Annotated in this window: 7 protein-coding genes; 4 read left to right on the forward strand and 3 right to left on the reverse strand. The window is 39.4% G+C overall.

The annotated features are described in order from the left end of the window. The 4 genes from L654_RS0121730 to L654_RS0121745 form a co-directional block, all read left to right on the forward strand. A partial coding sequence (locus L654_RS0121730; protein WP_024609035.1) for a cadherin repeat domain-containing protein occupies window positions 1-3,650 on the forward strand: 3,650 nt, incomplete at its 5' end. Window positions 3,651-3,659: 9 nt separating this feature from the next. After that, entirely contained in the window at window positions 3,660-4,493 is an 834-nt protein-coding gene (locus L654_RS0121735; protein ID WP_024609036.1) for an MBL fold metallo-hydrolase, read from the forward strand. 128 nt (window positions 4,494-4,621) lie between these two features. Further along, the gene (locus tag L654_RS0121740) at window positions 4,622-6,733 is read left to right on the forward strand and encodes an adenylate/guanylate cyclase domain-containing protein (protein WP_263640639.1); all 2,112 of its coding nucleotides are present in this window, start codon (window positions 4,622-4,624) and stop codon (window positions 6,731-6,733) included. Beyond that, complete coding sequence (locus L654_RS0121745) at window positions 6,705-8,366, forward strand: HD domain-containing phosphohydrolase (RefSeq protein ID WP_024598030.1); 1,662 nt, start codon at window positions 6,705-6,707, stop codon at window positions 8,364-8,366. The genes L654_RS0121740 and L654_RS0121745 overlap by 29 nt, the downstream gene beginning before the upstream one ends. A gap of 281 nt (window positions 8,367-8,647) precedes the next feature. On the opposite strand, the gene L654_RS0121750 is transcribed toward L654_RS0121745, so the two are convergent. From L654_RS0121750 to hscA, 3 genes are all read right to left on the reverse strand, one after another. After that, window positions 8,648-10,075: an NAD-dependent succinate-semialdehyde dehydrogenase gene (locus L654_RS0121750; RefSeq protein ID WP_024609038.1), complete on the reverse strand. Its 1,428-nt coding sequence runs from the start codon at window positions 10,073-10,075 to the stop codon at window positions 8,648-8,650. 152 nt (window positions 10,076-10,227) lie between these two features. Then, window positions 10,228-10,566: an ISC system 2Fe-2S type ferredoxin gene (gene fdx / locus L654_RS0121755; RefSeq protein ID WP_002958430.1), complete on the reverse strand. Its 339-nt coding sequence runs from the start codon at window positions 10,564-10,566 to the stop codon at window positions 10,228-10,230. 11 nt (window positions 10,567-10,577) lie between these two features. Then, on the reverse strand, window positions 10,578-12,048 hold a 1,471-nt coding region (hscA, locus tag L654_RS0121760; protein WP_024609039.1), incomplete at its 5' end, for a Fe-S protein assembly chaperone HscA.

Below are 12,048 nucleotides of genomic sequence, written 5' to 3' on the forward strand. Positions count from 1 at the left end.
CAGCCGATAGCAACGGCTTAGCAACAGTTACTTATACTGTTAGTGATAATAATGGTGGAACGAATACCGCTACGGTTACTATTACGATAACTGCAGTGAACGACGCACCTGTTGCTAATAGTGATACCGCGACCATGGCTGAAGATGCAGCGCCAATATTAATAAACGTATTAGCAAATGACTCAGATGAAGACGGCGACAGCCTAACAATAAGTGCAGCCTCAGCTGACATTGGTACGGTTTCAGTAGTTGGCAATCAAATTCAATACACCCCAGCTGCCAACGCCAATGGACTCGCCACAATAACTTATACTGTTAGTGATAATAATGGTGGAACGAATACCGCTACGGTCGCTATTACGATAACGGCAGTGAACGATGCACCTGTTGCTAATAATGATACCGCGACCATGGCTGAAGATGCAGCGCCAATATTAATAAACGTATTGGCAAACGACTCAGACGTGGATGGCGACAGCCTGACGATCAGTGCCGCATCAGCAGATACTGGTTCGGTCTCAGTAGTTGGCAATCAAATTCAATACACCCCTGCACCCAATGTAAATGGACTCGCAACTGTTGTTTATACGGCAATTGATAGCAACGGTGGTGCCAGTACAGCAACACTATCTATTACTATTACTCCCGTAAACGATGAACCCATTGCAAATGCCGACACGGCGACTATGGATGAAGATGCTGCGCCGCTACTCATTGATGTGCTGATTAATGATACAGACGCGGATAGTGATAGCCTAAGCATAACAGCAGCGTCAGTCGATAGCGGTTCAGTATCCGTTGTCGATAACAAACTACAGTACACACCGGCTGCAAATACCAACGGTATTGTTGTTGTCAGTTATACTGTAAATGATGGGAATAACGCTACAGATACTGGTAGTTTATCAATTACGATTACTCCTATTAACGATGCTCCAGTTGCGACAACCCAAGGTTTTAATATTAGCGAAAACGCAACCGATGGTGACACTATTGGGACTGTTAGTGCCTCAGACATTGAGAACCAAAATTTAAGTTACACCCTGCTCAGTGGTGCCCCCATATTCGAAATAAATAATGATTCTGGCTTATTAACTGTAAAAGGTGAAAGCCCGTTTGATTTTGAAACAACTCCTCAGTACATATTGAGCCTAGCTATTACTGACGATGGTACGCCTAACGAAACAACTACTATTGATATAATAATTGATGTCACTGATGATGCGGAGCCTCTAGTTCCTGTTGAAGATGAAACATTTGGTCGCCCTATAACAGGTGAACTTGAGCTTTCGGGTGTTTTTTCAAGTGGTGAATTTAATGACAGTATTGAGCTAAATAATAACCTTTACTTTGTAGGTTTTAGTAATAACAGCGACAAAGATATTGTTATTGCATCCTATACAACGAGTGGTGTAATAAATACAGCATTTAACAGTGATGGCGTTAAGGTATTAGATTTAGAAAATGATGAAGAAGCAACTGCTATTATCTCTGATGGTACAAGCCTCTTTGTTGCTTACACTAGTTTTGATGGCACAAATACCGAAGCATGTTTGTTGAAAATGAATACCGCTGGCGTATTAAGTAATAACTCTGGAGGTAATAATTCAGGTATTCACTGTACCGCATTAGCAAGCACTCTCGTTATTAATGACCTTGAGTTTAGCGACAATAAAATTCAAGCTGTTGGTAAGTCATTTAATGGTAACGACAACGATAGCTTATGGATAAAATACGATATATCTACACTCGCTTATGAAGCCGGAAGCCCTAAAATAGTCGATGTGAGCGGTGCTAATAGAGATGACGAAGCGTTTGCTATTAAAAACTTTAATAGCTCTGATCTTATGGTTGCCGGCAGTGTAACAAGTGCAACTGGCGATAAAGACGTACTTATTCGTTATTTAATTTCTGATGGTGAAAACAACGGAAGTTTTAATGGTAGCGCAGCATTATCGTTCGACTTGTCTGAGAATAATAAAGATGACGAATTATTTGCAATTGGCGGCGCTAAAAACACCGAATTTACAGCTTTTGCAGGTGGTTACATAACTCGTAACAGTGGTGAAAAAGAAGCCGTGGTTTTGGCTATTGATAAAACGGGTACTCTTATAACGAGTTTTGGTGATGCAGGTACTGCTATTTACGATATTGATGGTAACGGTGGTGCAGGTAATGGTGGCGCGAACGTAACAGGCGTAAAATACGAGCCAATTAAAAATGGAATTACTTTATCTGGCACTACCGGTGTTTCAGCTAACGAAAAGTTATTTTCTGCCCGTATTTTAACTTCAGACGGCTCACTTGATAGTACTTATGGTGCATCAGGTATTAATATCATTTCAGATATCAATGGAAAACAATTTGCCAAATCAGCAACTATAGATGCTAATGATACTGTATGGATATCGGGTGTTGTTGACGACTCAACCACCAAACCATTTGTTGCTGCAGTTGACGAGCAAGCCACATTATTTACCAACTTTGCAGACGTTGGTTATCTTGCTTTTGATACTATAAGCGCAGAATCTGACGATCAATCAATGCACGTTTTACAACTTAGCAGTGACCCTCATGCCGGTAAGTATATTCTTGCATCAACGGCTAAATCGGACTCAATTACTAAGTTAGTATTAACACGCTTTACGAGTGCGGGTGCTATCGATACTAGCTTTAGCGAAAGTGGCCATAAAGAAATTGCCATAGATTTAAGCGCATCTAATATAGCGTTGGTTGAACACAATAGCGGAAGCTTATTTATTGCGGGATCTAAAAGCAAAACTGACGGTGAAGAGGGCTTTATAGCTAAAGTTGATCAAAATGGTGATTTAGATACCTCATTCGCCAGTGATGGTATTTACTATACTACTATTTCAGGTGCTGAAAAGCTTAACTTAACTGATTTAGCACTTCATGATGGCGACATTGTTGCAGTTGGCTCTGTAGTTATAGCTGATACCCCTAGCTCGTTTATCATGATGCTAGATTCTGACGGTACACTTGACGATAACTTTGGTAGTAATGGAACAATTATAGGAATACCTTTTGAATATTATGAAAGTGTTTTTATTAATGATGATAATATTTTTATTGGTGGTAAATCTGTATCAGGTGCCAGTTCAGAATTAGTAGCATTAAAGCTCGACTCCGACGGCGAGCAAACCTACAAATACACAGGTGAAACAACCACTGATACCGAGAATAAAATGGTAAAAGTTTTAGTCGACGAATCAAATAAATTATATTTAATTGCAAACGTTGTAGATACACCTAATAAAGCCAGTATTACGCGATTACTTGCATCCGGAGTAATTGATGACAGCTATCCGTTAGGCCAATACGCGTTAGCTTCAACGGGAGATACCGAAGTAAAAAGTGCCGTTTTTGATAGCAACAACAATATTGTTTTAGTTGGTATGGGCAATAATAAAGGTATGTTGGCACGTATTTTAGCTGATGGCACAATTGACGATACGTTTGGGCCGAATAGCAGTGGGTTTTATGAAGCAAGCCAATGTGCCAGTACACATGTATTTACTTCAATCATCCTGCAAAATGATACCCAAGTTGTTGTAAGCAGCACCTGTAATGACACTAACTCTAACAATGTTAGTATTTCTAAATTCAATTTTGTAGAAGATGGAGCTTAGCCTTAAATTATGAAAGTTGAATTTTTTGGTGTTAGAGGCTCAATGGCTTCAACAGGAAGTAATACGCACATTTTTGGAGGAAATACCTCATGTGTGTACATCGAACAAAATAATGGCAAAGATCTCATTTTAGACTCTGGTACCGGTATTGTAGAACTCGGTACTCGTTTACTAGAAACACAAAGTCCTATCAATATTTTGCTAACGCATAACCATTGGGACCATATTCAAGGGTTTCCTTTTTTTAAACCTATTTACCAACCCAACCGCGATATAACTATTACTGTGGGTAACGTTGATGATAAAAAAAGCCAAGATGCCATATTAAAGCAAATGAGTGGTTCGTACTTTCCGGTGTGTTATCAAGATTTACCTGCCAGCATTACGCTTAATACTGATTTATCGTCTCAAAAGCAATTTACACTTAATGGTTTTTTGGTTTCGACTGCTCCACTAAATCACCCTGGTGGTGGTACTGCTTATTGTATTAAAGCAGATGAAAAAAAGGTGGCTTACGTTACCGACAATGAGCTAAATCCGCCAGAAAAAGCAAACACAAGTATTAGCGAATGGGTCAACTTTATTGAAGGCGCTGATTTACTAATTCATGATGCTCAATTTATAGATGCAGACTTGCCTCTTAAACATGGTTGGGGGCATAGCACCATAGATCAGGTGGCTGAGCTTGCTATAAAAGCGAGTATTAAAAATGTGGTTATTATTAGCCACGATCCATCAAGAACCGATGAACAGTTATTAGCTATAGAAAAATATTTACACACGCAGTACGCTCAACAGGTAAAAATAGAATGCGGCCGAGAAGGACGAGTTTTTGATTTTTAGTCTATCAAGGAGCGTTACTCATTAGCTCCTTAAAACCAATTACTTCAAAGCACTTTTTCATTGGCGCTGTTATTACATTATTAATTGCATCAATAGAGCTATTTTCAACTGGGTCGCTTGCAAAGTTAGTGAACCGCGTAGAAGGTATAATATACGACTCTCGTTTATTACTAACGCTTTCAGAGACGCCTAGGCGTATTGATGAAACCGTTGTAATAATTGATATCGACGAAAAGAGTATGCAAGAACAAGGACGCTTTCCTTGGAGTCGCTCAAAAGTAGCTGACCTTGTTACAAAGCTTACTGATGCAGGTGTTATTGTTATTGCATTCGATATATTTTTTTCTGAGCCGGAAGAAAATCCTGTTACAAAAATCATGTCCGAAATACCCGATTTATCAAAAAAGTACACTATTCCCTTTGCTGAAATTACTAAACAGGTAGATGCAGACTCAAAACTAGCAAGCGCACTATCTAAAAATGATACTGTTCTTGGTTTTTTATTAATTGATGAACAACTCACAAATCAAAACTTGCCAGCTAAAAGCAGTGTTGTATGGGCAAATGCGGATCATACTAATTCACAAATAAACCACTTCCCTGGTGCTATTGTAAATATTCCTAAGCTTCAAAATGCGACAACGGGTACCGGTTTTATTAATGCACATAGCGATGAAGATGGTTTTATACGTAAAGCAGCTCTTGTAAATCGAGTTGGCGATACACTCTACCCTTCTTTAGCACTTGAAGTTGCTCGGCTGTATACCCTTGCTGAAAACATAGAAACCCGTTCCAATATATTAAATGATATAACCTTATTCGAAGGTATAAAGTTTCAAGATAAGTGGATTCAAACTGATGAGTATGGGCAAGTATTAATCCCTTACAAAGGCCGTGCGCATAGCTTTCCTTATTATTCGGCTACCGATATTTTGACCCAGCGAATTGGCTCAGAGGAATTAGAAGGCACTGTAGCGTTTATTGGCACCTCGGCAATTGGGCTCGCTGATTTAAGATCAACACCGGTTGGTTTGCAGTACCCTGGTGTTGAGGTACATGCCAACATATTTGAAGGATTAATGCACCCAGAACTACTTCCATCTAAACCTAATTGGTCACTGGGGGCAAGCTTACTCATCATTGCATTAACTGGTGGCGTATTGTCGTTTTTTAGCCACGGTAAGAGCGCACGTTTTATTATTATTTTGTCTCTTATAGTCACAAGTTTCGTTATATTTTCAAACGTTTATTTATGGTCAGTACAAAAAATTAGTTTACCTTTATTAATGCCTCTTTTACTTATCATTATATTAGCAGGTTACTACATCATTGTTGGATCTATCGCTGAGATGAAGCACAGCCGAAAAATAAAATCGATGTTTGACCAATATGTACCTCCTGAGCGTATAGACCAAATGATATTACAAGGTAAAAGTTTATCTCAAAAAAGTGAGCGAAAAAATATGACGGTGCTATTTGCCGACATCCGTAGCTTCACTTCTTTATCCGAAAGTATGTCACCTCATCAATTAAGCGACTACTTAAACGAATATCTTACAGCTATTACCAAAATCATATTTGATCATAACGGAACTATTGATAAGTACGTAGGCGATATGGTGATGGCATTTTGGAACGCCCCACTAAAAGATGAAAACCACGCTCGCCATGCTGTTGAAGCCGCAATGGCCATGATAAACGGGTTAACGCAAATAAATCAGTTATTTGCAGAAAGCAGCCAGCCTGCAATAAAAATTGGTATAGGCTTAAGTACTGGCGACATGAATGTAGGTGATATGGGATCGGTTTACCGTAAAGCCTATACAGTTCTTGGTGATACTGTTAATTTAGGTGCTAGAGTAGAAAGCTTGACCAAATTTTACGGCGTAGCTATTCTTGTTACAGAAGAGACTATGAAGGAATGCCCTCATATTTCATTTCGTTTAATAGATAAAGTGCAAGTTGTCGGAAAAACAACGGCGGTACAGTTGTTTGAGCCTATAAACTTTATAGATAAGCTCGATGAAGAGCAGTTAAATGAAGTTGAAAAATCACAGCAAGCTATAACTCTTTTTTATAATAAAAAATGGCCACAAGCACTTAGCTTATTTAAAGAACTACAAAGCACGACCGTATTTAGCTCTGACGTTTATAGTATTTTTATCGAACGTATTAAGGGCACTGATTTGCAAACACTCGCTAAGGATTGGAATGGTGCCTTCAAACATACTAAAAAGTAGTAAACATATGCGACAGCACATTATAGATAAAACAAATCTTCAGCATTTTATCGATATTAGCATTAGGCTAACAACAGAAAAAAATTCGTCTAAGTTACTTGATGAAATACTGCAAGTTGTGATGTCGATAGCAAATTCTGATGCTGGCAGCATTTACTCTATTACCCCAAACAAACAACTCAAGTTTGAAACGGTAATAAATAAATCATTGAATCTCTATTTAGGTGGCACTTTAGGGAGCCCTGTTGATTTTCCTAATATAGATCTTTTTATTGATGGCAAACCAAATGAAACAGCTATTGTTGCTCACTCCGCGAACTCTGGCGAAGTGATTAATATTCCTGACGTGTATGATGCCCTGCCCTTTGATATGAGCGCAGCTCGCAAAATGGATGCACGCACGGGTTATCGCTCTGAGTCCATGCTAACAATTCCCTTGAAAGATCATGAAGATGATATTATTGGTGTCATTCAGCTTATAAATGTTAAAGACGAGCAAAATAAAAATATTCCTTTTAGTGAAGAACTCGCCACTTTAATTCGATCTTTTGCCTCTCTAGGCGCTATTTCATTAACTAACTCAACACTGATTAAGGGAATGGAAGATCTTTTTTCTACCTTTGCTGAAACAATTGCAATGGCAATAGATGAAAAATCACCTCATACCGGCGGCCATTGTAAAAGAGTACCAGCGCTCACATTAATGTTAGCTGATGCAGTCCATGATATAGATAAAGGCCCATTGGCTTCATTTTCGATGAGTGAAGCTGACCGCCATGAACTTGATATAGCAGGCTGGTTACATGACTGTGGGAAAATCGCGACTCCCGATCACATTATGGAAAAGTCGACAAAACTAGAAACTATTTTTGATCGAATAAAATATGTAGATGCTAAATTTGAAATAATTAGCCGAGATTTAAAAATAGCGTATCAGCAAAAAATCATCTGTGCGATGAAGCTGCAAAAACCTATCGAAGTTCAACAATTTGAACGACTACTTGATACCGAACTTAAACAGTTGGCATTAGACCGTGCATTATTACAGCGTGTGAATGTAGGAGGCGAGTTTTTAGGTGATGCAGAACTTGAGCACATTGAACGCATTGCAAACAAATACCAACTCGTTATAAATGATATTAATACACCATTGCTCTCAGCTGATGAAGTTGAAAACTTAACAATACGAAGAGGCACGTTAACCGAAGCCGAACGTGAAGTAATGAAGCGTCATATGGATGTAACTAAAAATATTTTAGATGCCCTACCGTTCCCTAAACACTTAAGCAATGTTACTGAATATGCTTTAGGTCATCATGAAAAACTTGACGGTACTGGTTACCCTAGAGGTTTAACCAAAGAGCAAATGTCGGTGCCTGCAAGGTTAATGGCTATTACGGATATTTTTGAAGCTCTGTCTGCGGTAGACAGGCCTTACAAAAAAGCAAAACCGGTCAGTGAATGTTTATTTATTTTGGGGTCAATGGTTGCTAAAAACCATCTTGATGCTGACATTTTTGCTATTTTTATTGAGTCACAAGTTTATAAAAATTATATCAATGAGTATGCAAATCCTGAGCAGTTAGATGAGATAGATTTTGATAACTTACCAGGCTACACACCTATAAGTTAATAGCTATAAAAGCGCATTTCCATCTAAAAAGCTTTATTGCAAACAAAACTATTCAAACAAAAAAATGCCACCTTACGGTGGCATTTACACACGGGGTTATTTCTACTTATAGAAATCCTTTTACTTTTTATTTGTTTTTTAGTGTTGTTTTATTAACAAAAAATATGGTCATAAAGGTAGCATTAAGCGCTTTATGTAGCAACCGTAAAAGAAAAAGTTCATCTTTCTGCCATATTTCTGAAATAAACCAAAACGCAATTAAATTCGCTTCTAAAAAACAGCTATATCTTTATACACACGTATTTTTCTTCTAGGTATTCATCAAGCCCTTGATGCCCGCCTTCGCGGCCTAAACCTGATTGCTTAACGCCACCAAATGGTGCAACTGGGTTGGATATAACACCTTCATTTACGCCGACCATACCAAATTCAAGCCCTTCACTAACTCGGTAGACTTGCTTAATGTTTTGGCTGTAAAAATAAGCAGCTAGACCAAATGGTACATCGTTAGCCAAGGCAAGCACTTCGCTTTCTTCATCAAAAGGAATAACCGTTAATACTGGACCAAATACTTCTTCGTGGTAAATATCCATCTCGGTAGTTACGTTATTTACTATTAATGGGTTTTGAAAGCTGCCACCTAAGTCACTATTATCGCCAATCAACGTAGCGCCTTTATCGAGTGCGTCTTGTACTAACTGTTGTACTTTCTCTTTGGCTTTAGGATAAATGAGTGGACCAATATCGACATCGTCTTCAAAACCATTTGCCACTTTTAACGCTGCAACCTTAGGGGTGATTTTTGAAAGTACTTTATCAAGAATATTACGCTGTATAAAAATACGGTTTGCTGCAACACATGCCTGCCCACTATTTCTAAATTTAGCCGCCATTAATCCTTCGACTGCTTCATCTAAATCTGCATTATCAAAAATAATAAAAGGAGCATTACCACCGAGCTCCATTGATGTACGTTTAATTGTATCGGCGCATTGCGATAGTAACTGCTTACCTACACCGGTAGATCCAGTAAATGTAAACTTACGCACGACTTCTGAATCAGTCAGCATTTTACCGACTGTTTTAGCATCTTGTGATACGAGTACGTTAAATGCACCTTTAACAAAACCAGCTTGATCGGCCAGATAAGCAAGTGCAATAGCACATAGTGGCGTGTGTTCAGAAGGTTTAAGTATAAAACTACAGCCCGCAGCGTAAGCTGGAGCTACTTTACGAGTAACCATAGCAACAGGGAAGTTCCACGGCGTTATACCCGCTACAACACCTACAGGCTGCTTAAAACTAGTTAAACGATGCGAGTTATCTGTTGGCGGAATTACATCACCGTAACTGCGCTTGGCTTCTTCTGCAAACCATTTGATAAAACCAGCACCGTAATCAATTTCGCCAAGGGATTCTTTGAGCGGCTTGCCTTGCTCTTTGGTCATTAGCTCTGCAAGTGTTTGTTTGTGCTTTATAACTAGCTCATACCAGCGCATTAACGTTTCGCTTCGCTCGGTCGCATTCGTAGTTTTTAACTTAACAAAAGCCCCTTGAGCTGCAGTTATTGCGCTATTTACACCCTGCTCGTCAATATCGCTTACATCAACAATACTTTTTTCGGTCGCGGGATCGTTAACGCTAAAGTGCGTGTCTGTTTTATAAAACTCGCCGTTAATAAATGAGTCTGAGAAAGTTAAATTATTCAAAATAGATCTCCTAAAGGCTACGTATAAAAATTACAGGTACGTGTTAATTTAGTAACAAGCGAGGTGTAAAACCTCACTTACAAAAATGAACGCATACAAACAAAAAAGCCGCTGTATCAAACAGCGGCTTTTAATATATACATCGTTAAAAACTAGTGCTCTTCATTAACGATATTGAGATTGTACTTAGGTATTTCAACCACCAAGTCCTCATCTCTTATAATTGCTTGGCAACCAAGACGTGACTCTGGCTCCAGGCCCCATGCTTTATCTAGCATGTCATCTTCTAGCTCATCACTTTCTTCAAGTGAATCAAATCCTTCACGAATCACTAAATGACACGTAGTACATGCACACGACTTTTCACAAGCATGCGCAATGCTAATACCATTTTTAAGCGCAGCGTCGAGTACTGTTTGGCCTGTAGGTGCTTCGATTGCAGCGCCGTCAGGACATAATTCAGGATGTGGAAGAAAAACAATTTGTGGCATTCTAATCTCTCTTAAATGTTGTCTACTGACTGCCCTGTAAGGGCCTTTTTAATTGATGCATCCATTCTGCGCGATGCAAAGTCGCTACTCGCATTATCGACTTTTTCGATAGCTGCTTTAATTTCGCCAGGCTCTTGTGCATTTTCGCGCACTTTTACCAGTTCTGCAATTTCAGTGCGTAAGTTAGCTAGTTGCATATCATCAAGCAATGCACCATCAGCTGCAAGTGATGCATTAAGCGCTTCTATTACACGCAGTGCTTCTACTTGTTGCTCTTTGAGCATACGCGCTTGCATATCACCTTTCGCGTTACTCATTGACTCTTTTAGCATGTTAGCTACTTGGTCGTCAGATAAACCAAACGAAGGCTTAACTTGAATTTCAGCTTGTACGCCTGTTGATTTTTCCATTGCAGATACACTTAATAAACCATCTGCATCTACCTTAAAGGTCACACGAATATGCGCAGCGCCTGCCGCCATTGGTGGAATACCTTTTAAGCTAAACTTAGCAAGCGATCGACAATCATCAACAAGCTCACGCTCACCTTGCAGCACATGTAATGACATGGCTGTTTGGCCGTCTTTGAACGTTGTAAATTCTTGCGCGCGTGCTACCGGAATCGTTGTATTGCGCGGAATGATTTTTTCAACCAAACCGCCCATAGTTTCAAGGCCTAGCGACAACGGCAATACATCAAGTAACAACATGTCAGAATCGGGCTTATTACCAATTAACACGTCGGCTTGAAGCGCGGCACCTAAAGCAACAACACGATCGGGGTCGATTGAAGTTAGCGGCTCTTTATCAAAAAAGCTTTGTACTTGGCTACGTACCAGTGGCATACGGGTTGAACCACCTACCATAATAACTTGCAGTACTTCTTCGTTTTCAATACCAGCATCTTTTACAGCACGACGACACGAGCGCAGCGTTTTTTTAATTAGTGGCATAGCCATTTCATCAAACGTTTCGCGCGTTACTTCAACAGTGTATTTTTGATCGTCAAACTCAAGACCCACGTTTACTTTAGCGTATTGGCTTAATGCTTCTTTACAGGCTTTTGCTTTATTGATGAATAAACGTAAAACTGAAGGTGATAATGCTGACACTCCAGTTTGCTGCTTAAAGTAATCAACAAGGAGCGAATCAAAGTCATCGCCACCGAGGCTTGAGTCGCCGCCAGTGGCCATTACTTCAAACACACCTTGGTGTAATCTAAGTACTGATATATCAAATGTACCACCGCCTAAATCGTAAACAGCAATAATACCTTCTTGGCCAGAATCTAAACCATAAGCAACGGCTGTTGGTTCATTTAATAAACGTAGTACGTTAATACCAGCAAGTTCTGCGGCATCTTTAGTACTTTGGCGCTGCGCGTCATCAAAGTACGCAGGCACTGTAATTACAGCCCCTAAAATTTCTTGATTACCAAAGCTTTGCTCAGCACGTGATCTTAATGCAGCTAAAATATGGCTT

Source organism: Pseudoalteromonas sp. TAB23 (assembly GCF_000498075.1).
Lineage (GTDB): Bacteria > Pseudomonadota > Gammaproteobacteria > Enterobacterales > Alteromonadaceae > Pseudoalteromonas > Pseudoalteromonas arctica.

Coding starts and splice junctions, on each gene's coding strand:
- L654_RS0121735 (WP_024609036.1), top strand. CDS start 3,660: ATGAAAGTTGAATTTTTTGGTGTTAGAGGCTCAATGGCTTCAACAGGA.
- L654_RS0121745 (WP_024598030.1), top strand. CDS start 6,705: ATGGTGCCTTCAAACATACTAAAAAGTAGTAAACATATGCGACAGCAC.
- fdx (WP_002958430.1), bottom strand. CDS start 10,566: ATGCCACAAATTGTTTTTCTTCCACATCCTGAATTATGTCCTGACGGC.